This is a genomic window from Bacillus hominis, from assembly GCF_030348325.1.
GTDB lineage: Bacteria > Bacillota > Bacilli > Bacillales > Bacillaceae_G > Bacillus_A > Bacillus_A hominis.
Genome location: NZ_JAUCFS010000005.1, coordinates 3,792,237 through 3,816,760, shown reverse-complemented (window position 1 = coordinate 3,816,760; position 24,524 = coordinate 3,792,237). Strand labels below are relative to the sequence as shown.

Sequence of the window (24,524 nt, the reverse complement as noted above, 5' to 3'; positions counted from 1 at the left end):
AATATGATATATTCATGCTATCCAATCATTTTTTCTAGGGAGATAAGGAAATGACAAATAACAATCAAATAGGTGAAAATAAAGAACAAACTATTTTTGATCATAAAGGAAATACGATTATGACAGAGGATAGGGAAATACAAATTATTTCAAAATTCGAAGAACCTCTTATTGTCGTATTAGCAAATGTATTAAGTAATGAAGAATGTGATGAATTAATTGAATTGTCTAAAAATAAGATGAAGCGTTCTAAAATTGGTTCATCACGTAATGTAAATGATATTCGAACGAGTAGCGGTGCATTTTTGGAAGAGAATGAACTAACGTCGAAGATTGAAAAACGAATTTCATCTATCACGAATGTTCCTGTAGCGCATGGAGAAGGATTGCACATTTTAAATTATGAAGTGGATCAAGAATATAAAGCGCACTATGATTATTTTGCGGAACATAGTAGATCAGCTGCTAATAATCGTATAAGTACTCTTGTGATGTACTTAAATGATGTAGAAGAAGGCGGGGAAACATTCTTTCCGAAATTAAATCTTTCTGTACACCCTAGAAAGGGAATGGCAGTATACTTTGAGTATTTTTATCAAGATCAATCACTAAATGAGCTTACGTTACATGGAGGAGCACCTGTAACGAAAGGTGAGAAATGGATTGCAACGCAGTGGGTGAGAAGAGGTACTTATAAGTAAAAGTGAGTATATTACGTTTTGTTCTTCATTTTATAAGAAGAACAAAACGTTTTTTTGATTAAATAAAGTAACATCTTTCGTTATAATAACAAATAATAACGGATGATTGAGAGGAACGAAAATGAAATCTATATACATAACCGGCTATATGGGAGCCGGGAAAACAACAATTGGAAAAGCGTTAAGTAAAGAACTCCATATGGATGTTGTAGATACAGATCAAAAAATTGAAGAGCAGAAAGAGAAAGCGATTCGGTATATTTTTGCAGAAGAAGGCGAAATGGTTTTTCGGGAATATGAAAGTGAAATGTTACGTTCATTACCGGTTCAAAATGTAATTATTACAACTGGTGGAGGGATTATTGAACGAGAGGAAAATCGAAAGTGGATGAAGGAAAATGGAACTGTTGTGTATTTATATTGTGATCCACATGTAATTGCAAAAAGGCTTAGTAAAGATACGACACGTCCACTATTTCAGAAGAAAGATATAGATGCATTTGTAACGAAATTTGAATCGCGCCGAGCTTATTATGAAGAGGCTGATATTCATATCGATACGACAAATAAGTCAGTAAAGCAAATTATGAATGAATTAAAGCAAAAGATTAATGAATAAAAAAGTGGACATACTAATCAAGTAGAGGTGATGATAATATGTCTACTAATGATTATGTACGCTTTGTGACACAGCAATTTGTGTCATATATGGATGCTCCAAAAGAGGATCGAAAACAACAGAAACAACAACGTCGTGCGGAGAAGGAGCCATTCTTAAATAAATGGTTTGGTGTCATGCCACTGAGCGCTGCTTTGTTTTATCGAAATGTAAAAAATAAAAGAAAAAAATCAAGCTAACTTTTTCGTAATATGTCTAGCAAAATAAAAATCCCCTAGTAGCATCATATACTAGGGGGTTTTTTATTTACTGCACGGATTCTTTTTCCTCAGTAACTGCATGTATTTTATTGTTTACCCAGACAAATCCAATTCCTATACAAATAGAAATCCCCCAGCCAACAGCGGTCATAATAGCTCTCATTTCACCATATCCATCTACACCGAAAACAGAGATGAAATAGATTTTCAAGAAACTTTTTAATATAAATTGAAGACCGAAAAATAGTGTTAAATATTGCAAAGCTGGATATATGCGACTATCCCGGTAAAGCTCACGGCTTTTATCTCGGTCATGGCCTTGCAGCGCTGCGATATCCGCTGCGAAATATAACATAAGTGGTTTTTTTATAAAAATTGTACATATAACGATGCAGCCAAGTACGATATGATAATATGCATCATTCCATAGCATTCGTTCCGCTGATCCAGATATTAAGTCTACCGCTGTATTAGAAATAAGTGTAATTAAAATAAAGAACCCTGTAACGTTAAACTGTTTTTCTTTTTTAAAGGTATACAGTGTATAAATAATCCCCGGAACAGAGGAAATTAACATTGCGTAATAAGGATCGATATAAGGTTTTGCAAATTTCCAAATGAGGAATGGGAATACGAGATAAAAGACAAGATCTAATATAGCTTTTTTATTTTGATTCATACATGGCCTCCTTAAGTCATACATATATTTTATAATATAATTTCTGAAAATTGTATAAGGTTTAATGAAAAAAAAGAAAAGTAGATGATTAATAGATTTAAAAAATTGCCCCTAGCGTAGTAAGTTTTTTTAGTATATAATAAAGGAAACGCTTTCATTTTTTGTTTTGTTCACAAAATGGACGGAAAATCACATATTTACTATTGATATGTTGCTTTATAATGAAACTAATTAAATATACATGCATACAATATTGTGAAATAAATAACATAAATAATCTATATAAATGTAAACGTTATCAAAGAGAGAGGTGGAGACAATGAGTAAATTTTTCTTCAATCATAATCCAGCAACATTAGAGGATGGAAGACTTGTTAAGTATGCTGAAATTATTTATGGAGAAGGTGGCCGTTCTGTATTAGAAAATTTAATGGTGAAGGCATCTATCAGATTGCGTGATCGTTATCCGAATAAATCTGACGAACAGATCTCGAACCTCGTAAATCAAGGCATCCATGATATGTTTCAAAAATACGTGAATGAGTAGGAGTAGCTAATTGCTACTCTTATTTTTTTGTATAAGGATTGTAATTTTAGCTGAAAATAAAGGTGCATTTTGAAGTGTGTAAAAAGGAGGGGAAAAGATGAGTAATGGAATTGGGCGTTCAAAAGAAAACCTTCCAACTGATGCAAATCATGTAAGTGCGAAGGACCGTGCATATCAAAAACGTATGACAGAGAAACAACAAAAAGAGCGTAATGAGGATAGAGAATAGGGTGGAAAAACAATTTAAAGAAAGCTCCTTCTACAGTTGAAGGAGCTTTCTTTAAGATAGAAAATGATTTGCGGTAACATAAAAGAGACCACCGTTTATAATTTGTATTGTAATGCGTGGTTCGTATTGTTCTTGTAATGCTTGCTTTTCAATTTCATAGCTTTCTGGAAGTTCATCGCTATCTTCGTAAAAGCGATTTAAAAGGTCTAAATCGTGATTCCAACGCACTCTCGCTTCTTTTGCCCACGTGTGGTCATCTTCAGCGATTATACTTTTTAAAGCATCCTCTATACGTTGTAAGCCACTTTGTGGCTTAATAATAGGTGAGAGCGTAAAACAAAAATCAGGTATTTTCGGTGTGAGTTTGATTTCTGCTAAAGTGTCATGAAAGTTTGCAATCATTGTCCCAGAAATAAGATGAATACCGATGGAATGAAGTATGTCTTTTTTTCGGTCGCATTGATAAGATACTTTTATATTTATACCAAGCCAAGGATGAAGGGGGGTATGAGTTGCCCCGCTATGTTTCACTTCCTCATATAAACGTATGTATGAACCTAGTTCTTTTGTCGTTTCAAATATTTGATGCAAACGTGGTGAACCGTAATGAATAAGTTCACCGTCGTTTTCTTCGTTTTCCGGATTTGTAATAAGAGTAAGGCGCATCGGGTTCGGAACGCCTCCTGTTTTTTCAAGATAGTGCCAATAGAAAGGGCGGTTCATTAATAATTTATCCATTTCAATTGTTAACTGCACGTCTAATAGGTGAGGGGAACGTTCTAAAATTTCGCAGTTATTCGCCTCAAAAAAGTTGTATAAGTAATTATGAATTTCATTTTGCTGCATAGTCCTGCACCTCTGCTTCATTGCGCTTCGCAAAATCGATAATAGATGTTAAATTTTCCATCTTGATTCGAATTTCACCTTCGCTTTTTGACTGCGCGAAAATCTCTTGAATATGCGCATCAATATTTTTCATGTTGATCCTCGTTAAAATTTCATCGAGTTCACCGATTACACGTTCAAATAAATTAATTTTTTCATACAGTAGTTTTAAAATGTGCTCTTCAACAGTATGCTTTGTTGCTAAGTTATAAATATGAACATCATTTTTTTGTCCAAGACGGTGAATACGTCCAATCCTTTGCTCGAGTCGCATTGGATTCCACGGTAAGTCGTAATTAATCATATGGCTACAAAATTGTAAGTTAATTCCTTCACCACCAGCTTCCGTCGCAATTAATACTTGGGCATGATTTTGGAAAAGCTCCTTCATCCAATCTTTTTTTCCGCGCTTAAATCCACCGCGAAATGGGACAGAGGAAATGCCATGTTGTTGTAAGAACCATTGTAAATACATTTGCGAAGCTCTATATTCAGTGAAAATAATGACTTTATCGTCAACTTCTTTTATAAGATCTAGTGCTTTATTTGCTTTGGAGTTGAACGGAATATGATTAATTTTATCCATCAGCACATCAATATGTGGGTCCTTTATGTAATGCTCATTTTCTTTCTGCCTTTTTTCTACATGTTTTTTTAATGAATAGTAAACAGCTTCACGACTACTACATGCTTCCCGTTTTAAAGTTAAGGATGAGAAAGCAGATGTGAAGGCATTTTGTCCACGCCAATTTTCAATTTCATTATACAAAGCTTGTTCTTCTTCATTAAATTCAACGAAGATTGTTCGTACATGCCTCTTAGGCCAATCAATGCCAGTGTTATGGCGTCTATTTCGAACCATTACTTTATTGATAAGAGCTTTTAAATCTTCATCGGATTCAGCGGAACGATTTTTTGAAGCGTAATACTCTTCAAAATTAGATTGATTACCTAAATGACCTGGTTTTAATAAAGAAACGAGGTTGAAGATTTCATCAATTTTATTTTGAACAGGAGTTGCAGTTAGTAATAAACAAAACTTCTTTTTTAATCGCTGCGCAAATTCATAGTTTTTTGTTTTATTATTTTTTAGTTTATGTGCTTCATCGATAATAATAAGGTCATACTCTAGGTTTAAAACGATATCGCGATGCGGTGAACGTTTCGCAGTATCGATTGATGAAACGATGACATCAGCTTGTTCCCAAGAATAACTTTTCTTTTGAGCGACCGCAGGAATAAAAAATTTTGTGTTTAGTTCATACGCCCACTGAGATACGAGAGAAGCTGGAACGAGAATGAGTACCTTTTTTACAAGTCCTCGAACCATATATTCTTTTAAAATAAGTCCAGCTTCAATCGTTTTTCCAAGTCCGACTTCGTCTGCTAGAATCGCTTTACCATTCATTTGTTCAATGACATTTTGAGCGACCTCTAATTGATGTGGAAGCGGCGTAAAATGTGATAAATGTTTCGGTGCTTGCAATCCATCAAAAGTAGGGACGAGCAATGATTTCTCTGTTTTATAAGCTAAATGATATAAGTCCCAATTTGTCCAAGGACCATCTTCATCAATTCTTTTTAAAAAATTGTTTTGCCACGTTCGATCTACGGAAATATCGACATTCATTAAGACTCTCCCACCTTTTATAAACTAAAGTGATTATTAAAAAATCTTTATTATAAGCCTCGTAATAAGGCACTATCACAATTACTAAAAGTTAAAGAATAGGCAATGATAAAGTGAAACTTTAATCAGTGGGGAGGGTTCATCCCCACTGATTATTAGTTGAACGAATCGGGCATTTACGGGCAGTTATCTCCCACCTAACTTCCTCGCATTCGCTGAATTTTGAGGAGGGATTCTTACTGCCAGTTAATGCGGGATAAAGGGCTAAATCCAAAAAGTTATATTTAATAAGATTAAGAATAAAAAATTCTAAATTATTTTTTATGCTAGAATATTGATGAAATATAGCGAATGATGTTAGGATAATGGTGTGAAATGTGTGGAATCTTTCGTATTTTATCCAAGAAAGTAACTTTTTATTTACGCTTTCATAAAAAAAAATACTGAGATTCCGTATAACCTTATCTTTTCAGAATGAAAATGTTTAGATATGGGAAGCAACTTTTATTGATTTGTCAGAGCATAAGGGGGAAAGAGCATGATTACATTACAACGTACACCGTTATTTGATGTATACGCGAAGTATGGTGGGAAAACAATCGACTTTGGTGGCTGGGAATTACCAGTTCAATTTTCAAGCATTAAAGAAGAACACGAAGCTGTACGTACAGCGGCAGGTTTGTTCGATGTGTCTCATATGGGAGAAGTTGAGGTAAAAGGTGTAGATAGTTTAGCATTTTTACAACGTGTTGTTACAAATGACGTATCTACCTTAAAGGTAGGAGGCGCACAATATACAGCTATGTGCTACGAAAATGGTGGTACAGTAGATGATTTATTAATCTACAAACGTGGTGAAGAAGACTATTTATTAGTAATCAATGCATCAAATATCGAGAAAGATTACGAATGGTTAGCAAGTCATGTAATTGGCGATGCGAAAGTAGTCAATGTTTCTAGTGAAGTTGCGCAGCTTGCAATTCAAGGACCAAAAGCAGAAGGCATTTTACAAAAAGTTGTGTCAGAAGATTTGAAAGAAATTAAGTTCTTTAAATTTAAAAACGATATTCTTGTAGATGGAATTCCTGCACTTGTATCTCGTACAGGTTACACAGGTGAAGACGGATTCGAAATTTACTGTAAGAGTGAAGATGCTGCAAAACTTTGGGAGAAACTTCTTGAAGTTGGAGCAGAAGAGGGTTTAAAGGCATGTGGTTTAGGTGCCCGTGATACACTTCGCTTTGAAGCAACACTTCCGTTATACGGACAAGAATTATCAAAAGATATTACACCGATTGAAGCGGGAATTGGCTTTGCGGTAAAACCAAATAAAGAAGCAGATTTCTTTGGAAAAGAAACGTTAAAAGAGCAAAAAGAAAACGGTGCATCTCGTAAATTAGTCGGCATCGAAGTAATCGAACGCGGTATTCCTCGTACGCATTACCCTGTGTTTATAGGAGAAGAAAAAATCGGGGAAGTAACGAGTGGTACACAATCTCCAACGTTAAAGAAAAGCATTGGTTTAGCACTAATTGATGTAAAATACGCAGCAGTTGATACAGAAGTAGAAATTGAAATTCGTAATAAACGCGTCAAAGCAGTAGTTGTTCCAACACCATTTTATAAACGTTCAAAGTAACGGGGAGAGGGGTAGATTTCATGTTGCATCGTTATCTTCCAATGACAGAAGAAGACAAAAAAGAAATGTTACAAACGATCGGCGTTCAAACGATCGACGAATTATTCTCTGATATTCCAGAGAGTGTTCGTTTTAAAGGGGATTTAAAAATTAAAGAAGCAAAATCAGAGCCAGAGCTTTTAAAAGAGTTATCTCAAATGGCTAGTAAAAATGCTAATTTAAAAGAATACGCTTCTTTCTTAGGAGCTGGTGTATACGATCATTACGCTCCAGTAATTGTTGATCATGTTATTTCTCGTTCAGAATTTTATACAGCTTACACACCATACCAACCGGAAATTTCACAAGGGGAATTACAAGCAATTTTTGAATTCCAAACAATGATTTGTGAATTAACAGGAATGGACGTAGCAAACTCTTCTATGTATGACGGAGGTACAGCTTTAGCTGAAGCGGCAATGCTAGCAGCTGGTCATACACGCAAAAAGAAAATTCTTGTGTCTAATGCAGTTCATCCAGAATCAAGAGCGGTACTTGAAACATATGCAAAAGGTCAAAATCTTGAAGTTGTTGAAATTGATCATAAAGACGGTGTAACAGATTTAGACGTATTACAAAGTGAAGTAGATGATACAGTTGCTTGTGTAATCGTTCAATATCCAAACTTCTTCGGGCAAGTTGAAAAGTTAGCTGATATCGAAAAAATCGTTCATCAACAAAAATCATTATTTATCGTTTCTTCAAATCCATTATCATTAGGCGCATTAACACCACCAGGAAAATTTGGTGCTGATATTGTAATCGGTGATGCACAACCATTCGGTATCCCAACGCAGTTTGGTGGACCGCACTGTGGTTACTTTGCAACAACGAAAGCATTTATGCGTAAAATTCCAGGACGTCTTGTTGGACAAACTGTAGATTCAGATGGTAAACGTGGATTTGTATTAACGTTACAAGCACGTGAACAGCATATTCGTCGTGATAAAGCGACATCTAATATTTGTTCAAACCAAGCGTTAAATGCATTAGCAGCATCTGTTGCAATGACTGCACTTGGAAAACAAGGTGTGAAAGAAATGGCACGTCAAAACATTTCTAAAGCACAATATGCAAAACGTCAATTCGAAGCGAAAGGCTTCACTGTAACGTTCGCTGGACCATTCTTTAATGAATTTGTTGTAGATTGTAAACGTCCAGTTAAAGAAATAAATGATGTATTAATACAAAAGAATATTATCGGTGGTTACGACCTAGGCCGTGATTATAAAGAGCATGAAAACCATATGCTTGTAGCAGTAACTGAGCTTCGTACAAAAGAGGAAATTGACACACTTGTAAACGAAATGGGGGCTATCCAATGAAGAACCAAGACCAAGCACTTATTTTTGAAGTGACTAAAGAAGGACGCGTAGGATACAGCTTACCCAAATTAGATGTAGAAGAAGTGAAACTAGAAGATGTATTTGAGAGCGATTATATTCGAGTAGAAGATGCAGAGCTACCGGAAGTATCTGAACTTGACATTATGCGCCACTATACAGCACTTTCAAACCGTAACCACGGCGTTGATTCTGGATTCTATCCACTTGGATCTTGTACAATGAAATATAATCCGAAAATTAATGAAAACGTAGCTCGTTTCGCAGGCTTTGCAAATATTCATCCACTTCAAGATGAAAAGACAGTGCAAGGTGCAATGGAATTAATGTACGACTTACAAGAGCATTTAATTGAAATTACAGGTATGGATACTGTTACATTACAACCAGCAGCTGGTGCACACGGAGAATGGACAGGTTTAATGTTAATTCGTGCATACCATGAAGCAAATGGTGATTTTAACCGTACGAAAGTAATTGTTCCTGACTCTGCTCACGGAACAAATCCGGCGTCTGCAACAGTGGCTGGTTTTGAAACAATTACGGTAAAATCAAATGAACATGGTCTTGTTGACTTAGATGATTTAAAACGTGTTGTAAATGAAGAAACAGCAGCACTTATGTTAACAAATCCAAATACATTAGGCCTATTCGAAGAAAATATTTTAGAAATGGCAGAAATCGTCCATAACGCAGGCGGTAAATTATACTATGATGGTGCAAACTTAAATGCGGTATTAAGCCAAGCACGCCCAGGAGATATGGGATTTGACGTTGTGCATTTAAACCTTCATAAAACATTTACAGGTCCGCATGGTGGCGGTGGCCCAGGTTCTGGTCCAGTAGGTGTGAAAGCTGATTTAATTCCGTACTTACCAAAACCGATTTTAGAGAAAACGGAAAATGGTTATCACTTCAACTATGATCGTCCAGAAGCAATTGGGCGTGTGAAACCATTCTATGGTAACTTTGGAATTAACGTTCGTGCATACACATATATTCGTTCTATGGGTCCAGATGGACTACGTGCAGTAACTGAGTATGCTGTATTAAATGCGAACTATATGATGAGAAGATTAGCACCATTCTATGATCTTCCGTTCGACAGACATTGTAAGCATGAATTTGTATTATCAGGTCGTCGTCAAAAGAAACTTGGTGTACGTACATTAGATATTGCAAAACGTCTGCTTGATTTCGGTTACCATCCACCAACAATTTACTTCCCATTAAATGTGGAAGAATGTATTATGATTGAACCAACAGAAACAGAATCAAAAGAAACATTAGATGGTTTCATTGATAAGATGATTCAAATTGCTAAAGAGGTAGAAGAAAATCCAGAAGTTGTACAAGAAGCGCCACATACAACGGTAATTAAACGTTTGGATGAAACATTGGCTGCTCGTAAACCAGTTTTACGTTATGAAAAGCTAGCACCTGTACAAGTGTGATTGGAATAAAAAGAACTCGCTACATGCGGGTTCTTTTTTTTTTGCAACATTGGTGCGGATAGAATGAAAAAAATGTTAAAAATTTTTATTTTTTGTTTCATATTGTTGTAAAGATGCAGTTTTATAGGTGGTTTTGTTGAAAAAGTCGGTTTGATAAAAGTATTTATTTTTGTTAGAATTTTATTGAAATTAAGAAGATGTGATGAGGTAGAAATTACCCATTTTTATGTATATGTGAAAAAACGAGCAAGGTGGGGGTGGAAGCATGGGATATCGATGTTATAGAATGGTATACCATTTAGAAAATGGAGAAACAATTAAAGATATAAAAGAATTTTGTTACAGAGACCAAGGGAAAGTACTAGAAAGAGTAGCGCACCGTGTAATGGATAATAGAGAAGTGACAGCGATTGATAAACAAGGAACAATCATTTCAATAGCGTGTGAGGACATTGTAAAGGTAGAACTTGATTACATAACAGAAAGTTAACCTTGAGTCATATCGAATTATTCGATAAAATATACTGTTGAATGGTGAAGTGAGAAGAGAGGAGTTTATCATGGGTAATACAAGACACTTTTATATGTTTATTTTAGCGTTTGTTCTTGTTGTGGCGTTAACGATTTATTTAATTGTTGATAGCAGCTGGTACAATACAGTTCATCCGGCATTCCTTCTTTTTATGTATGTAGGAATTGCGGTTGTTAGTTTCGGAATGAGAGACGAAATGTTAGATCGCTTTGAAAAGTGATACATATACGAAAGACCAACAGGAAAATGTTGGTCTTTTTTTCTTGTCCAAAAATTTAAAAAGGTGCCTCATAAAAGGCACCTTCTTCAATAACGGCAATACGAGAGCAATAGTTTATAAATAGAAACGCTACTTGGCACATCTTTCGGCGTATGTAATATAAAGCTGAAAACGATGATGAAAATGAGAAAGAGGAAAAATAAAAATAGGATCTGCTTATGTATAGAATTTTGCATATGATCCACTCCTTTTTTAGGTAGTATGTCCAAAAGAAAGGAGGGTATGAAAAATGTTAGGAGGGAGAATGATGAAAAAAAGAAAATGGTTATATAGAATAGGAGTACTTTTAGTTTCAATTGGTCTCATATTAGCGAATTTTTACTCAGATATACCACCGCTATTTCCTAGTTTGTATAAAGGGATTGGTATAAGTGTTGTCATAGTTGGCCTGCTTTGTCTTATCGCCTCAAACTTCTATAGAAAGTCTAGATGAATATAAAAAAGAACAGCTACTCTTTTTCAGAGTAACTGTCCTTTCTAAATAACTTATTCCATAGCTTGGCGATACTCCATATAATCACGATAGTAATGGAGGCGATAATCGACCAAGCGATAGATACAATTTCAAGTGCCATGTTAGGAAGGAATGTAAGAATGGATAATACTTTATGAAACAACCATTCTATTATATGAAAACTTATTTGCAATAGAGTGATAATCCCGAGTGTGATCCATGTTAAGATTTGTTTCCTTTTTTCTTTCCACATGACATTCATCTCATGTTAGCCTAATAGTTTCAAGCCAACAGCGCCGCATAGAATGCAGCTTAAGAAGGCAAGGCGGCGCCAATCTGCTGATTCGCGGAAAATAAGAATGCCTAGAAGTGCACTTCCAGCAGTTCCGATTCCAGTCCAAATCGCATAAGCAGTTCCCATCGGTAATGTATCCATCGCAAGAGATAAGAAGAAGAAGCTTACGCCGAAGTTAGCGATTAAAATAACCTTTGGTGCCCAGCCTTTCTTTTCAGTGGCTACTTTCATAAAGAGTACACCAACAATTTCACAAATACCAGCTAGAATTAAAAATACCCAAGCCATTTTATGCGGCCTCCTTCGCTTCTTTTTCTTCTGTTACTCGTTTTAAGCCGATTACTCCGAAGAAGATTAAACCGATTAATAAAACTTTTACAATAGAGAAAGGCTCTCCGAAGATGAAAATCTCTGTAAGAACGATTCCGCCAGCTCCAATTCCTGTAAAGACTGCGTATACAGTGCCGACAGGTAAATCTTTATAAGCTCTAAATAATAAGACGAAACTAATTGTAATTAATAGAGCAACACCTATCCACTCAAGTGGTGTCTCCGCGTGTTTTAGTCCAATCACCCAAAAGATTTCAATAATACCAGCTAAGATTACATAAATCCATGCCATATGTCATTTCTCCTTCCTACCAGTCGTTAGGTAAAGGGCTTAAAAACGACGCATTGCAAAGGAGCAATCCGTCAGTTTGAAAGTCCGCGCCAAAATACTTTCCAAGAAGCGTCTAAACGAGTCTCAAAGCGATTTAAACCTGCGTACAATAGTTCAACCATAAGACCGTCAAGTAAGCATAGAAAAGCTTCTAAAGCGTCTTTTATTTCAATGTTATGCAGTTCATCTTGTTCGCTTGCTCTTTTAAACACAGGGAATAAAAGTTTTCCGACGTTTTCGATGTGTGTATTCGCTTTATCAATAATTTGTTCGCGAAATGCATCCGGCGGAAAATAAGAAGTTCGTAACCAAAACATTGATTCTTCACTTTCACCAAATCGTTTTGCATAGCCTTTTAACAAATGTAAGAGCAATTCTTCAGTGGACGAATTTGAAAAGTTTTCGATATCGTCTGTGAAGCTCTGCAAATCTTTTTGAAGAGCTGATTCTAAGCATGTAAAATATAGCTCTTCTTTTCCTTTAAAGTGTGCGTAAATCGATGGTTTTTTAATCCCAACTTCTTGAGCAATATTTGCTAATGAAGTTCCTTCATAGCCGTAGCGTGCGAAATGAGAAAGTGCTACAGCTTTAATGCGGTTTGCTGTCATTTTCATCCCCTACCTACCGTTCGTTAGGTTTATTATATGAGATGAAAAATATAAAGTCAATAGGTGAAGAGCTTAAAAAAGAGCGCTATAGTTAACGCTCCTTTTTAAATCGTTTTTCGCTCAATTAAATGGAATGACAGTTCTTCTGCGCTTCCAATAATTTTCTCACTTTGCATTTGATTATGGAATAAAGAAAAAGCACGAGATCCCATCGTAAGACCGGGATGTTCAATAGTTGAAATTTCTAATGCTTTTGAAATTTCATGGTTATCAAATCCAAGGATAGCAAGGTCTTCAGGTATGCGAATGCCATGTTTTCTTGCCTCTGTTAATAAACCAGCAGCTACTTGATCGTTCGCTGTAAAAATAGCGGTTGGACGATTTTTCATGTTTAAAATACGATGAAGTATTTTTGCCCCGTCCTGCATCGTATAACATTGATGAAAAATCCAATCAGGGTGCACTGTTTTTCCTTCGTGACGAAGAGTATCGGCGAAAGCTTTTTCACGCTCGATTGAATTAACACTTGTTTTTCTTGCTAAACAAATGCCGATTTTTTCATGACCTTTACTGAGTAAATAGGAAGTACCGAGACGGAATCCTTCATAATGATCTACAAAGACAGATGAAATGAGGGGATGTTTCATTTTTTCACATGAAATAATGGGGGCAAATTTTGCGAACGGTTCAATTTGTTCCCATGAATTCGTTCGAGAGCAGATAATCATCCCGTCAAATTGTTTCATTTTCATCATTTCAAGAACGCGAATTTCTTCAATACTATCGTAATTCGTTTGGCATAAATTAATATGATATCCAGCTAATAATGCTTCGTTTCCGATTCCTTCAATAATAGTACTAAAGTACGGGAGATTAATGAAAGGCAGCATAACACCAATTGTATATGTTTTGCCTCTTATTAAATGGACAGCATTAATATTTTTTGCATAGTTCAATTCTTCAACTGCATCTAGAACACGCTTACGTTTTTCTTCTTTTACGTAAGGATGATTATTAAGGACACGGGAAACCGTTGATATGGATACACCAGCAGTTTTTGCAATCTGTTTTATATTGGCCATATGTATCACCTCTTTACTTAATTATAAGGGGAAAATAATAAGAATGAAAAAAACTTGACCTGAAAAGCTTTTCACAACCTATGTTATAAACATGACTTTTGTTATTCGCGTAACCTTTTTATTTGGGCGTAAGAGTAGCGGGGTCTTTTTTGTATGTCTACAAATAATTTTTGTCAAAATGTGTGGGAATAACGTGGAAAGTTTTCGAAGGAGGCGTTTGATAACGAGGCGAATAGAAGAGAGTATAAACGCTTCGCTCGTTAAGAGAGCGGTATGAAAGGGCGGAAACAAATTGAAAAAAGGAATCATTTGTTTCGTGTTTTCTAGTGTAATACTTAGCTCATGTTCATTTCAGCAAACGATGCAAGAAGAAAAAACATTTGTAGGAACAACAGGAGGGGCTAAGGACCGTGTTACTGATCCCATTCCGCTAAAGGAACTTCCGAAATATTTTCCGGCGAAGTTTAAAGTTCCAACGTTTTTACCTTATGACATTACGAGTGATGTGAAGGGAGAGGTAAGAACGATGGGAAAGAAGAATTCTGTCGTAACGATTAAATATAAGCAACAAGAGAAAGGAAGGAACGACTATATAGAATTAACAGTGGCAAACTTTTCTTATAGTTTTCCATACCTCGTAGAAGAGAATCGATTTCAAGAACAAATGAAATTGAATAATGGAGCACCTGCTTATTTTAAAAATAAGGATGATTACGAGCGAGGGGACGAATTTGCTACGCTTATATGGAAAGAGAAGGGGATTGAATATCAGCTATTATATCGTAATGTAGATGAGAAAGATGAAGATGTGATTAAACAAAATCTACTGTACATTGCGAATAATATGGAATAAAAAAACTAGCTGCACTGTGCAGCTAGTTTTTTGTATGTTATTTCTTTTTAATTTTGCCTGACCAAGATTTAAATCCACCTTTTAATTGGTAGAAATCTTTGTAGCCTTGTTTTTTTAAGTATTGAGCTGCACGACCTGTACGGAATCCGCTTTGGCAATATAAATAAACAGGTTGATCTTGGCGAAGTTCTTTGTAGCGAAGGCGAATTTGTGATAATGGAATGTTACGCGCACCTAAAATATGTCCCGCGTTAAATTCATCTGCTTCGCGAATATCGATAAGCTGTGCTTTACGGTAGCCAGCGCGAAATTCTTCTTCTGAAAGTGTTTTAATTAATTTTTTCTGATAGAAATACATCCATACAGTGTAGCCGATGAATGCTGCAATTGCGGCTAGTATAATAATCAAGTTTGTTGACACGATTCTATCGCTCCCTTTTTTCTTATCCTACTTTCAATATTATAATGCCCATATGTATTTATGCAACAGATTCATTTGTATATAAGAAGAAATTTCGTATTCTTTCACAAATTTTGTCGAATTTGGTAGACTAGAGAATGTGAAAAATAATTGGTTATATGAGGTGTAGGATGGGAAAAGAAAAATGGTGTTATATTAACTCTGGTCAATGTTCACCAGCGTTTAATATGGCGTTAGATGAATGTTTATTAAATTGGCAAAGTGAAAAGAAAATGCCACCAACAATTCGTTTTTATGAATGGGAAGTACCAACATTAACAGTCGGGTATTTCCAGCGTGTTGAAAAAGATATAAATATGGATGTAGTTAACGAAAAGAAATATGGATTCGTTCGTCGTCAAACAGGCGGCAGGGGTGTACTACATGACAAAGAATTAACGTACAGTGTTATTGTGTCTGAAGATCATCCGAATATGCCAAAAACAGTTACAGAAGCATACCGCGTTATTTCGCAAGGCTTATTAGACGGTTTTAAGGCATTAGGATTAGAAGCGTATTATGCAGTTCCAAAAACAGAAGCGGATCGTGAGAATTTAAAAAATCCGCGTTCAGGAGTATGTTTTGATGCACCATCTTGGTATGAAATTGTAGTTGAAGGAAGAAAAATCGCAGGTAGTGCTCAAACACGTCAAAAAGGTGTTATCTTACAGCACGGTTCTATTCCGTTAGAAATAGATTTAGATGAGTTATACGATCTATTTTTATTCCCGAATGAACGTGTAAAAGAGCGTATGAAAAACATGTTTTCTTCTAAAGCGGTAGCGATTAATGAATTGACAGACCGTACATTTACGATTGAACAGTTAATTAAAGCGTTTGAAACTGGATTTGAAAAAGGTTTAGATATAGAGCTTGTGCCGTATGAACTAACAGAAGAACAGCTTCATGAAGTTCAAACTTTAGCAAAAGAGAAGTATGAAAGTAATGAATGGAATTATAAAAAATAAGGAGATGGCGACCGCCATCTCCTTATTTTTATAGTAAATTAAGTACTTTTTCTACTTTGATTCCTTTATCTTGTAAAGAACGAAGGCGATTTACAACGTCCATAATTTCTTTGTCGAATGTAACGCTAATACCTTGGCTTTGTAGCTCTTTTTTTAATCCTTCAATAGAATCATCTATGTCGATGCCAAGCTCGTAATCTTGACAAACTTCAATTGTCTTTTTCACAAGTTTAACATAATTTTCTTGTAGTTTTGTATTTGTTTCAGTCAAAGCAGGTTGCTTCGGTTTTGCAGGAGTAACCGGTGCTGCCTCTTGCTTTGTAACTGGAGTAGGTACTGCTTTTTTCACAGGCGCTGGAGTAGATAGTTCTACAGCTGCTTCAACACTTACTGATTTCGGCGTTGGTACCGGAGTAGGCTTAGGTGCTATAGCAGGTGTTTCTACACGCATAACAGTTTTAGGAGCGGGTGTAACTGCTTTAGGAGTTTCTACAACTACTTCTTTGTTCGGAGTAGCTTCTACAACTGTTTCTTCTTGTTCAGCAGCTTCTTTATTTTCTTTGCTCCACATAACGCGTTCAATTTCTAGAGAAACATTGTTTTTATTCATCGCTGTTAATGTAACTTTACCAACTTCCGCGTTCCCAGTGAAATCAACAATTTTATAAATAACACTCTTGTTCCAATCCACGTTTCCGCTCAAAAATAATTCTTCGTTACATTTCGGCGTTAAGCCCTCGATTTTAATTTCTGCGTTTACACCGTTTTCACTATATACCATAATTAGCGAAGCATTTACATCTTCGTCTGCTAACATTAGTTCACGTACCATTTTGCCGGTGCGTACTTGCGTTTTCTTCTTAACTGACATCAAATTTCTCCTCTCAAAAACTCAGTAATAATAAAAAAATCGTATAACGAAAAATAATTGCTCACGAAGATTTATGATACCGATAATAAAAGCATCACGTCAACAATTAACTTTAATTATTTTGCATTTTTCTTATTTTCTTTATGAAATTTTTCAATTTGTAAAATTAGACAGAAGAAAAACAGCCTTTTGAAAGGCTGTTAAAAATTTGATTTTTTGTATAGTAATTTATATAAAATAAAGAATAGGATAGCAATTAAGGCGTTTTGCCAAAATGTTAGATGATAAATGAGATAAGGTTGTTTTTTAAAATAGACATTTAAAAATACAGCTGCACAAAATGGAGTAGCAAACGCGAATCCAAAGAGAATTCTTCTTTTCCAATCCATCTTTTGATCAAAAGAATAGCGTTTTAATAAATATAAAATGAAAAGTATACCTAGTACGATAAGTGAAATAGACAAAGTAGTCCCAGGAATACTAAAAGGTGGACTTAATCTTTCTGTATTCTTTTCAAAAAGAAAAATGAAAAGAGAAGCAACGGTATCTATTCCAAACTGTATAGCAAGAAGTAAGCTAATAACAAAGCCGATTAAAGAAATTTTTTCTAACTTAGTTGGAGCTGGTAAAGCCGATATAAGTTCATCACAATAAGGTTGTAAGTCATCACCAAAGATGTCATAAGCATTTTTATTTTCTGCTTGTGCTTCGATGAGATGATCTAATATTTCTAATAGTAGTTCTTCTACTTGATGTTCAGGTACGTTAGATAACCGAAGATATACTAGCATATCGCCATAAGCAGCTTCGTTTTCAGATGTTAGAAGTTTGCGTTTTCTGTTGTTTAGTTCTATCATATCTTGCGCTTTCATCCCTATCACTCCCCTTGTAATAAGTTGTTTACCGTCGTTGAAACCATTCCCCAGCTTTTTTTAAATTCTTCAAGCTGTTTTAATCCTTTATCGGTTACGTGATAATATTTTCGCTTCGGTCCAAGAGAGGAAGCCTTTAATGTACCTTCAATAAGTTTCTCTTTTTGCATGCGTAACAATAAAGGGTATATACTTCCTTCACTTACGAATGTAAAGCCGTGTTTATTTAATTTTGTACTTAGTTCATATCCGTACACTTCTTCTTGTGAAATGATGTATAGAATGCAGCCTTCTAGTACACCTTTTAACATTTGGCTGTGCATGATTTCACCACCTTTTGTTCAGGTAACTTGCCTTGCAAGGTAGCTGTTATCCAAATTATAACATCTGGTAACTTGCTTTACAAGTTACTAGAGTGGAAAACTTTAATGTGTGTTAATTTTTCTTTGTTTCCCATACTAACGAGAGGAGGGAAGCACATGAAACCATTTATGCCAAAACTCGTTTACTTTGAACCGAGGGCACTCGAATATCCGCTTGGAAAAGAGCTTTATGAGAAGTTTACGAAGATGGGATTAGAAATTCGTGAAACGACATCACACAACCAAATTAGAAATTTGCCAGGCGAAAATGATTTGCAAAAGTATCGTAATGCAAAGGCGACGCTTGTCGTTGGAGTGAGGAAGACGTTAAAGTTTGATACGTCAAAACCGTCAGCTGAATATGCGATCCCGCTTGCAACAGGGTGTATGGGACATTGTCATTATTGTTATTTGCAAACGACACTTGGGAGTAAACCTTACGTAAGGGTGTATGTGAATTTAGATGAAATATTTGAGAAGGCAAAGCAATATATGGATGAAAGGGCCCCTGAAATAACAAGATTTGAAGCGGCGTGTACATCAGACATCGTTGGAATTGATCATTTAACACATGCATTAAAGCGGGCGATAGAGTTTATCGGAGAAAGTGAACATGGACGTTTACGTTTCGTTACAAAATATTCGCACGTTGATCATTTATTAGATGCAAAGCATAATGGGAAAACACGTTTTCGATTTAGCATTAATTCACGTTATGTGATTAAAAATTTTGAACCAGGGACATCGCCATTTGAAGAACGAATTGAGGCTGCTCGTAAAGTAGCGGAGGCTGGTTATCCTCTTGGATTTATTGTTGCTCCAATTTATATGCATGAAGGGTGGGAAGAGGGATACCGCGAATTATTTGAGCGCTTGTACAATGCATTAAAAGATATGGCGATACCAAATTTAACATTTGAATTAATTCAGCATCGCTTTACGAAACCGGCAAAAAAGGTTATTCAAGAGCGTTATCCAAATACGAAACTTGAAATGGATGAAGAGAAGCGGAAATATAAATGGGGACGATACGGCATTGGGAAATATGTATATCAAAAGGATGATGCAGAAGTATTGGAAGAAACAATAAGAGGTTATATATATGAGTATTTTCCTGATGCAGAAATTCAATATTTTACATAAGAGGAATTTGTATGTGAATACGGATTCTTTTTTGTTTTATACATTTAGGCTCGTTTCCACCTTGTCACGTTATTCTTTCTGGTGTATCATTTTATTGATTGCTTCGTACGGAATAAGCAAAATGAAATTGGATGGAGGAAACCGATGCCTACCCCTAGTATGGAAGATTATATTGAACAAATTTATTTGTTGATTGATGAAAAGGGTTATGCCCGTGTATCTGATATTGCTGAAGCGCTTAGTGTACATCCATCCTCTGTAACAAAAATGGTACAAAAATTAGACAAAGACGAATATCTAATTTATGAAAAATATAGAGGGCTTGTATTAACATCAAAAGGTAAAAAAATCGGAGAACGTCTCGTATATCGTCATGAATTGTTAGAACAGTTTATGCGCATTATCGGTGTGGATGAAAGCAAAATTTATAATGATGTAGAAGGAATTGAACATCATTTAAGTTGGGAATCAATTGACCGTATCGGTGATTTAGTACAATACTTTGAACAAGATGAAGTTCGAGTAGAAACACTTCGTGGTGTTCAAAAAGCAAATGAAGAGAAAAGTAATTAAGGGGAACGTGTGGCGTTTCCTTTTTTATTTCAATCGAAAAGGACGGGAGAATAATGAAAGCAATTATTTTTGATTTTGATGGATTAATTGTGGACACAGAAACAATATGGTTTCACTCTTTCAGAGATGCTGTTCGTGAATACGGCGGCGAGTTACCTTTAGAGGAATTTGCAAAATGTATTGGAACGACAGATGAAGTGCTTTATGCATATTTAAAAGAGCAATTAAAAGAAAAATTTAACGAGCATGCATTAAAGGAAAAAGTAACAACTTTACATAAAGAGAAAATGAAAATACCAAAAGCGCGTGACGGGGTAAAAGAATATTTAGAAGAAGCGAAAGAACTTGGATTGAAAATCGCATTAGCTTCTAGTTCATCTAGGGAGTGGGTCGTTCGTTTTTTAGAAGAGCTACAAATTAGAGATTATTTTGAAGTGATTAAAACGAGGGAAGATGTAGAGAAGGTAAAACCAGATCCAGCTCTTTATAAAGTTGCGATAGAAGAATTAGGAATTGAACCATCAGAAGCTGTTGTATTTGAAGATTCGTTAAATGGATTGAAAGCAGCGGTTGCAGCAGGATTAAAATGTGTCGTCGTGCCTAATGATGTGACAAGAAATTTGCAATTTGAAAACCATCACCTTCGTATCGAAAGTATGAAAGAAAAAAGTTTGAAAGAAGTGTTTCAACATATAAAGTGAAACTTTAATCAGTAGGGTTTTTTCTCATCTTCCACTGATTATTAGCCCCGTACCAACTGGGATAAAAAAAGACCGTATTTCCTAAAAGGAAGCACGGTCTTTCTTTTTGTTTTTTTTACCTTCAATGACAGTTAAATGAGATTGTTTTCTTTTTCTTTTCAACGATGGAGAATTACCCTTTTTCCCCTTGTCATCAGAAGCACTTCGTTTCAAGAAAGAATTGCTTAGGGGTGCTACATTTTGTTTCCCGTGTTTGCGGTTCGATTGTTTCGCTGCGCGCTTATATGAGCTTTGCGAATTTGCAGAACCACTAGAATTTGTAAACATCTTGTATAGCAAATAAAAGATACCGACAACAAGTAACATGTACCCGATATTTCTTAATACACCCATGGGATTTGTAATAACAGATGAAACAAGGCCGAATATTGCTAATCCGATAATAAGCACAAATATAGCGAATGTAAACGAACGACCGTTCATAAGGGACACCTCCTAAAAACATATATTAAAATTAGTATATTAACGATGAGGAAAGGAGTTGAACACCATTTTTAAATAATTATTATTTGTTTTCTAAACGTAATAATTCTTCAAACGATGCGATTGCAACTTCCGCTTGATCATCTGTTGGTTCTTTCGTTGTTAATAGTTGCAGCCATAATCCTGGATATCCAAGTACTCGTAAAACAGGGACATCTCGTAATCGATTGGTAAATTGTAATACTTCAAAAGAAATACCGAGAACAACTGGAATTAATAAAATTCGGTTTACTACCCTTGCCCAAAGAGGATCTGTAGGGACGAGGAAATAGACAAACATTCCAATAATGACCGTAAATATAATAAAGCTACTGCCACAGCGATAATGGAGGCGAGTTTGCTTTTGAACATTTTCTACAGTCAGTGGAAGATTATTTTCATAAGCATTGATTACTTTATGTTCCGCACCGTGGTACTGAAATACCCGCTTAATAAGTGGGGTTAAAGAAATGAAGTATATATAGCTCAATAATAGCATGAGCTTAATGACACTTTCGACAATGATTTGCCCTGTATGAGATGGGAAAATCGGTCTCGTTAATTCAGCTAAAAGTGCAGGAACTGCTGTGAAAATTACTTTACCGAATATGAACGATAAAACGCCAACTGCTGCAACTCCTAGTATCATCGTTAATTTTGATTGTTCTTCTTTTTTATTTGCAAATTGTTCATCTTCTTCTGGGTGGACATCAAATCGTTCTGAAGCAAAGTTTAAATGTTTCGCTCCATTCGCACTTGCATCCACAATAGCGGCAATACCTCGTAAAAATGGAATTTTCTTTAGTAGAGACAATGCTTTATTACGAGCGCGTGGTAAACGATAAAATTCAATTGATTTATCTTTACGGCGAACCGCTGTAACAGTATATTCTCTACCGCCAAACATAACTCCTTCTATGACTGCCTGCCCGCCATATATTTGTTTTGACTCTTCTGCCATGTTAACACCAACCTGTATTTGTTTCTCTCTTATGTAGAAAAAGAGGCAATTGTCATACTTGGTTCTGTCATCTTGAAATAAGACAATCACCGAGTTTCCTTTATTTTATCGATAAATACAGGCAGATGACAAGGAAAAATGTTACGAGAGTCGGACATTTCTTATTCTTTTTATAGACAAATTTTGCAGGATTTAAACATGCTTCAAAATAGTTTCGGGCATACTATTGAGCGGAGGTGTCAATGTGAATCAAGAACAATCAACAATAAGAAATTTTGTACAAATTGGTTTGTTTGGTGGCTTATTTTGGGGAGGTATATGGTATTTCCTTCATATATTCTCATTTACAGAAGCTGGCCCTAACTATTTACTTTTGCCGTTTGCATTTGGAGATTGGAAAGAAGGGGTTTGGGGAAATGTACTAGGTATCGTTTGTATGGGACTTCTTTCAATTTTAGTGGCATTTCTCTATAAAGCTCTTTTTAAAAAGTTTGAAGGAGTATTACCTGGCGTACTATACGGTTTGTTTTGGTGGGCGTTATTATTTTTTGGGATGGGGCTAATGGCACCTGTTATTAAAAGTGCACTCCATTTACCGAAAGAAACAATTGTAACGACAGTATGTATCTTTATATTATATGGTGTTTTTATTTCGTATTCTGTAGCATTCGAATCTAATAATACAAATAGAGGAGAAGGGCTCGAGAAGACAAACTATTCAAATAAGTGATTCCTATGTTAAAATGTCGTATAGACATTCTTTAATATTAAGGAGTTTTAAGAAAATGAAAAAGTTACTCCTCGTAAACGGTCCTAACCTAAATCGCCTTGGCGTTAGGGAAGTAAATGTATACGGAAAAGGAACGTTAGCGACGCTTGAAACAGATATGAAACAAGAAGCAGAGAAAATGGGAGTGGAGTTAGAATGTTTTCAATCGAATCATGAAGGAGCTATTATTGATATTATTCATGAGGCTGATGACATATATGAAGGAATCATTCTAAATCCGGGTGCATTTACGCATTATAGCTACGCGATTCGGGATGCTATCGCAAGTGTTTCGATTCCAGTTATTGAAGTACATATTTCTAACATTCACGAGCGTGAGGCGTTTCGTCATGAATCTGTGACAGCGGCTGTTTGTGCGGGACAAATTGTTGGATTTGGTTTTTACGGTTATAAGCTAGCGTTATTTGCATTAATGGAGAAATTGAGGGAGGCATAAAGTAATGGAAAAGATCGAGAGATTAAGAAGTGCGTTTGATGGGGCTGGTATTGACGGTATCGTATTAACGAATGAACATAGCCGTAGATATATGGCGAATTTCACAGGAACAGCTGGTGTTGTACTTATTTCGAAAGAGCGTGCTCAATTTATTACGGATTTCCGTTATGTAGAGCAAGCTAGTAAGCAAGCGGTTGGATACGAAATAGTGCAGCATTCAGGATTAATTCTTGATGAAGTTGCGAAACAAGTTAAAGAACTTGGAATTCAAAAGCTAGGCTTTGAACAAGATACTCTTACATATAGCTCTTACGTAACGCATAATGAGGCGATCGAAGCTGAATTCATCCCAACTTCTGGGCTTGTAGAAAAGTTACGCTTGATAAAGACTGATTCAGAGATTAAGATATTAAAGGAAGCTGCACAGATTGCAGATGCTGCCTTTGAGCATATTCTATCATTCATTCGCCCGGGAGTATCTGAAATTGAAGTGTCAAATGAACTTGAATTTTTCATGAGAAAACAAGGAGCAACATCTTCTTCGTTTGATATTATCGTTGCTTCAGGTCTTCGTTCGGCATTACCGCACGGCGTGGCATCTGAAAAAGTGATAGAAAAAGGAGATTTCGTTACATTAGACTTCGGCGCTTATTACAAAGGATATTGCTCTGATATTACTCGTACGATTGCAGTCGGTGAACCATCTGATAAATTAAAAGAAATTTATAGTATCGTTTTAGAAGCACAATTACGTGGTGTGAACGGTATTAAAGCTGGTTTAACGGGCCGTGAGGCTGATGCATTAACACGTGATTACATAACGGAAAAAGGATATGGTGAATACTTCGGACACTCTACTGGTCATGGAATCGGTCTTGAAATCCATGAAGCACCAGGTTTAGCGTTCCGTTCTGATACAGTACTTGAACCAGGTATGGCTGTAACAGTAGAACCAGGTATTTATATTCCAGGTGTTGGCGGGGTACGTATTGAAGATGATATCATTGTAACAAGTGAAGGTAATGAAGTAATAACGAAATCACCAAAAGAACTTATTATTTTGTAATACACAGGA

33 protein-coding genes and 1 pseudogene are annotated in these 24,524 nt (G+C 35.7%); 19 read left to right on the top strand and 15 right to left on the bottom strand.

Annotation, left to right across the window (positions count from 1 at the left end; translation table 11 throughout):
- The first annotated feature begins 50 nt into the window (after window positions 1-50).
- The 3 genes from QUF93_RS22350 to QUF93_RS22340 all read left to right on the top strand — a co-directional run bounded on the left by QUF93_RS22350 (window position 51) and on the right by QUF93_RS22340 (window position 1,559).
- On the top strand, window positions 51-701 hold the full coding sequence (locus tag QUF93_RS22350) for a 2OG-Fe(II) oxygenase (protein WP_088059994.1): 651 nt from the start codon (window positions 51-53) through the stop codon (window positions 699-701).
- A 121-nt stretch (window positions 702-822) separates the two neighbouring features.
- The gene (locus QUF93_RS22345) at window positions 823-1,320 is read left to right on the top strand and encodes a shikimate kinase (RefSeq protein WP_002122495.1); all 498 of its coding nucleotides are present in this window, start codon (window positions 823-825) and stop codon (window positions 1,318-1,320) included.
- 38 nt (window positions 1,321-1,358) lie between these two features.
- Window positions 1,359-1,559, top strand: a complete 201-nt coding sequence (locus tag QUF93_RS22340) for a YqzE family protein (protein WP_002015009.1) — start codon at window positions 1,359-1,361, stop codon at window positions 1,557-1,559.
- A 67-nt stretch (window positions 1,560-1,626) separates the two neighbouring features.
- On the opposite strand, the gene QUF93_RS22335 is transcribed toward QUF93_RS22340, so the two are convergent.
- Window positions 1,627-2,259 carry a VC0807 family protein gene (locus QUF93_RS22335; RefSeq protein WP_289360223.1) on the bottom strand — a complete coding sequence of 211 codons (633 nt, stop codon included), beginning with the start codon at window positions 2,257-2,259 and terminating at the stop codon, window positions 1,627-1,629.
- Between the two features lie 129 nt (window positions 2,260-2,388).
- Window positions 2,389-2,506: pseudogene (locus QUF93_RS22330) on the bottom strand (GTP pyrophosphokinase).
- 72 nt (window positions 2,507-2,578) lie between these two features.
- Here QUF93_RS22330 and QUF93_RS22325 point away from each other — a divergent pair.
- Both QUF93_RS22325 and QUF93_RS22320 read left to right on the top strand, forming a co-directional pair.
- Window positions 2,579-2,806: a hypothetical protein gene (locus QUF93_RS22325; RefSeq protein ID WP_000032698.1), complete on the top strand. Its 228-nt coding sequence runs from the start codon at window positions 2,579-2,581 to the stop codon at window positions 2,804-2,806.
- A gap of 97 nt (window positions 2,807-2,903) precedes the next feature.
- Entirely contained in the window at window positions 2,904-3,035 is a 132-nt protein-coding gene (locus QUF93_RS22320; RefSeq protein WP_289360222.1) for a hypothetical protein, read from the top strand.
- A gap of 51 nt (window positions 3,036-3,086) precedes the next feature.
- Here the strand turns inward: QUF93_RS22320 and QUF93_RS22315 are convergent, their stop codons facing one another.
- Complete coding sequence (locus QUF93_RS22315) at window positions 3,087-3,881, bottom strand: YqhG family protein (protein WP_289360220.1); 795 nt, start codon at window positions 3,879-3,881, stop codon at window positions 3,087-3,089.
- Window positions 3,868-5,550, bottom strand: a complete 1,683-nt coding sequence (locus tag QUF93_RS22310) for a DEAD/DEAH box helicase (protein ID WP_289360219.1) — start codon at window positions 5,548-5,550, stop codon at window positions 3,868-3,870. The genes QUF93_RS22315 and QUF93_RS22310 overlap by 14 nt, the downstream gene beginning before the upstream one ends.
- A gap of 538 nt (window positions 5,551-6,088) precedes the next feature.
- On the opposite strand from QUF93_RS22310, the gene gcvT reads away from it, so the two are divergent.
- The 6 genes from gcvT to QUF93_RS22280 all read left to right on the top strand — a co-directional run bounded on the left by gcvT (window position 6,089) and on the right by QUF93_RS22280 (window position 11,270).
- The gene (gene gcvT / locus QUF93_RS22305) at window positions 6,089-7,189 is read left to right on the top strand and encodes a glycine cleavage system aminomethyltransferase GcvT (RefSeq protein ID WP_002122489.1); all 1,101 of its coding nucleotides are present in this window, start codon (window positions 6,089-6,091) and stop codon (window positions 7,187-7,189) included.
- A gap of 20 nt (window positions 7,190-7,209) precedes the next feature.
- Window positions 7,210-8,553, top strand: a complete 1,344-nt coding sequence (gene gcvPA / locus QUF93_RS22300) for an aminomethyl-transferring glycine dehydrogenase subunit 1 (protein WP_088059992.1) — start codon at window positions 7,210-7,212, stop codon at window positions 8,551-8,553.
- Window positions 8,550-10,025: an aminomethyl-transferring glycine dehydrogenase subunit 2 gene (gene gcvPB / locus QUF93_RS22295; RefSeq protein ID WP_002122485.1), complete on the top strand. Its 1,476-nt coding sequence runs from the start codon at window positions 8,550-8,552 to the stop codon at window positions 10,023-10,025. Before gcvPA ends, gcvPB begins: the two co-directional genes overlap by 4 nt.
- A gap of 265 nt (window positions 10,026-10,290) precedes the next feature.
- The gene (locus QUF93_RS22290) at window positions 10,291-10,515 is read left to right on the top strand and encodes a DUF3929 domain-containing protein (protein ID WP_000542261.1); all 225 of its coding nucleotides are present in this window, start codon (window positions 10,291-10,293) and stop codon (window positions 10,513-10,515) included.
- 70 nt (window positions 10,516-10,585) lie between these two features.
- Complete coding sequence (locus tag QUF93_RS22285) at window positions 10,586-10,777, top strand: hypothetical protein (RefSeq protein ID WP_002088608.1); 192 nt, start codon at window positions 10,586-10,588, stop codon at window positions 10,775-10,777.
- A gap of 307 nt (window positions 10,778-11,084) precedes the next feature.
- Complete coding sequence (locus tag QUF93_RS22280; protein WP_289360218.1) at window positions 11,085-11,270, top strand: hypothetical protein; 186 nt, start codon at window positions 11,085-11,087, stop codon at window positions 11,268-11,270.
- 16 nt (window positions 11,271-11,286) lie between these two features.
- On the opposite strand, the gene QUF93_RS22275 is transcribed toward QUF93_RS22280, so the two are convergent.
- The 5 genes from QUF93_RS22275 to QUF93_RS22255 all read right to left on the bottom strand — a co-directional run bounded on the left by QUF93_RS22275 (window position 11,287) and on the right by QUF93_RS22255 (window position 13,937).
- A complete protein-coding gene (locus QUF93_RS22275; protein WP_289360217.1) occupies window positions 11,287-11,544 on the bottom strand; it encodes a DUF3975 family protein in 258 nt (85 codons plus the stop codon).
- 15 nt (window positions 11,545-11,559) lie between these two features.
- Entirely contained in the window at window positions 11,560-11,874 is a 315-nt protein-coding gene (locus tag QUF93_RS22270) for a DMT family transporter (protein WP_002122482.1), read from the bottom strand.
- Window position 11,875: 1 nt separating this feature from the next.
- Window positions 11,876-12,208: a DMT family transporter gene (locus tag QUF93_RS22265; protein ID WP_002122481.1), complete on the bottom strand. Its 333-nt coding sequence runs from the start codon at window positions 12,206-12,208 to the stop codon at window positions 11,876-11,878.
- Between the two features lie 71 nt (window positions 12,209-12,279).
- On the bottom strand, window positions 12,280-12,861 hold the full coding sequence (locus QUF93_RS22260; protein WP_002122480.1) for a TetR/AcrR family transcriptional regulator: 582 nt from the start codon (window positions 12,859-12,861) through the stop codon (window positions 12,280-12,282).
- A gap of 98 nt (window positions 12,862-12,959) precedes the next feature.
- Window positions 12,960-13,937 carry a LacI family DNA-binding transcriptional regulator gene (locus QUF93_RS22255; protein ID WP_002122478.1) on the bottom strand — a complete coding sequence of 326 codons (978 nt, stop codon included), beginning with the start codon at window positions 13,935-13,937 and terminating at the stop codon, window positions 12,960-12,962.
- 316 nt (window positions 13,938-14,253) lie between these two features.
- Here QUF93_RS22255 and QUF93_RS22250 point away from each other — a divergent pair, with 316 nt between their 5' ends.
- Window positions 14,254-14,790 (top strand): hypothetical protein, encoded by a 537-nt coding sequence (locus tag QUF93_RS22250; RefSeq protein WP_002122477.1) that lies wholly within the window; start codon window positions 14,254-14,256, stop codon window positions 14,788-14,790.
- Between the two features lie 37 nt (window positions 14,791-14,827).
- Here the strand turns inward: QUF93_RS22250 and QUF93_RS22245 are convergent, their stop codons facing one another.
- Window positions 14,828-15,211 carry a rhodanese-like domain-containing protein gene (locus tag QUF93_RS22245; protein WP_002122476.1) on the bottom strand — a complete coding sequence of 128 codons (384 nt, stop codon included), beginning with the start codon at window positions 15,209-15,211 and terminating at the stop codon, window positions 14,828-14,830.
- A gap of 170 nt (window positions 15,212-15,381) precedes the next feature.
- Here QUF93_RS22245 and QUF93_RS22240 point away from each other — a divergent pair, with 170 nt between their 5' ends.
- On the top strand, window positions 15,382-16,218 hold the full coding sequence (locus tag QUF93_RS22240) for an octanoyltransferase LipM (protein WP_002122474.1): 837 nt from the start codon (window positions 15,382-15,384) through the stop codon (window positions 16,216-16,218).
- 28 nt (window positions 16,219-16,246) lie between these two features.
- Here QUF93_RS22240 and QUF93_RS22235 read toward each other — a convergent pair whose 3' ends face one another.
- The 3 genes from QUF93_RS22235 to QUF93_RS22225 form a co-directional block, all read right to left on the bottom strand.
- The gene (locus tag QUF93_RS22235) at window positions 16,247-17,089 is read right to left on the bottom strand and encodes a hypothetical protein (protein WP_289360216.1); all 843 of its coding nucleotides are present in this window, start codon (window positions 17,087-17,089) and stop codon (window positions 16,247-16,249) included.
- A gap of 200 nt (window positions 17,090-17,289) precedes the next feature.
- Entirely contained in the window at window positions 17,290-17,961 is a 672-nt protein-coding gene (locus QUF93_RS22230; RefSeq protein ID WP_289360215.1) for a DUF1129 domain-containing protein, read from the bottom strand.
- Window positions 17,962-17,966: 5 nt separating this feature from the next.
- Window positions 17,967-18,284 carry a PadR family transcriptional regulator gene (locus QUF93_RS22225; protein ID WP_289360214.1) on the bottom strand — a complete coding sequence of 106 codons (318 nt, stop codon included), beginning with the start codon at window positions 18,282-18,284 and terminating at the stop codon, window positions 17,967-17,969.
- Window positions 18,285-18,440: 156 nt separating this feature from the next.
- Here QUF93_RS22225 and splB point away from each other — a divergent pair, with 156 nt between their 5' ends.
- The 3 genes from splB (at window position 18,441) to QUF93_RS22210 (ending at window position 20,740) form a co-directional block, all read left to right on the top strand.
- The gene (gene splB / locus QUF93_RS22220; RefSeq protein WP_289360213.1) at window positions 18,441-19,466 is read left to right on the top strand and encodes a spore photoproduct lyase; all 1,026 of its coding nucleotides are present in this window, start codon (window positions 18,441-18,443) and stop codon (window positions 19,464-19,466) included.
- Window positions 19,467-19,610: 144 nt separating this feature from the next.
- On the top strand, window positions 19,611-20,039 hold the full coding sequence (mntR, locus tag QUF93_RS22215; protein WP_001143080.1) for a transcriptional regulator MntR: 429 nt from the start codon (window positions 19,611-19,613) through the stop codon (window positions 20,037-20,039).
- Window positions 20,040-20,092: 53 nt separating this feature from the next.
- Window positions 20,093-20,740, top strand: coding sequence for an HAD family hydrolase (locus QUF93_RS22210; protein WP_289360211.1), 648 nt, complete (start codon window positions 20,093-20,095; stop codon window positions 20,738-20,740).
- A gap of 81 nt (window positions 20,741-20,821) precedes the next feature.
- On the opposite strand, the gene QUF93_RS22205 is transcribed toward QUF93_RS22210, so the two are convergent.
- Together QUF93_RS22205 and QUF93_RS22200 are read right to left on the bottom strand one after the other, a co-directional pair.
- On the bottom strand, window positions 20,822-21,223 hold the full coding sequence (locus tag QUF93_RS22205; RefSeq protein WP_002122462.1) for an SA1362 family protein: 402 nt from the start codon (window positions 21,221-21,223) through the stop codon (window positions 20,822-20,824).
- A gap of 82 nt (window positions 21,224-21,305) precedes the next feature.
- Window positions 21,306-22,223, bottom strand: a complete 918-nt coding sequence (locus tag QUF93_RS22200; RefSeq protein ID WP_289360210.1) for a DUF1385 domain-containing protein — start codon at window positions 22,221-22,223, stop codon at window positions 21,306-21,308.
- Window positions 22,224-22,467: 244 nt separating this feature from the next.
- Here QUF93_RS22200 and QUF93_RS22195 point away from each other — a divergent pair, with 244 nt between their 5' ends.
- From QUF93_RS22195 to pepQ, 3 genes are read left to right on the top strand one after another with little or no spacing between them, the layout of a single operon-like run.
- On the top strand, window positions 22,468-22,953 hold the full coding sequence (locus tag QUF93_RS22195; RefSeq protein WP_289360209.1) for a YqhR family membrane protein: 486 nt from the start codon (window positions 22,468-22,470) through the stop codon (window positions 22,951-22,953).
- Window positions 22,954-23,008: 55 nt separating this feature from the next.
- Window positions 23,009-23,449, top strand: coding sequence for a type II 3-dehydroquinate dehydratase (gene aroQ, locus QUF93_RS22190; protein ID WP_002122456.1), 441 nt, complete (start codon window positions 23,009-23,011; stop codon window positions 23,447-23,449).
- A 4-nt stretch (window positions 23,450-23,453) separates the two neighbouring features.
- Window positions 23,454-24,515: a Xaa-Pro dipeptidase gene (gene pepQ, locus QUF93_RS22185; protein ID WP_289360208.1), complete on the top strand. Its 1,062-nt coding sequence runs from the start codon at window positions 23,454-23,456 to the stop codon at window positions 24,513-24,515.
- Window positions 24,516-24,524 lie beyond the last annotated feature (9 nt).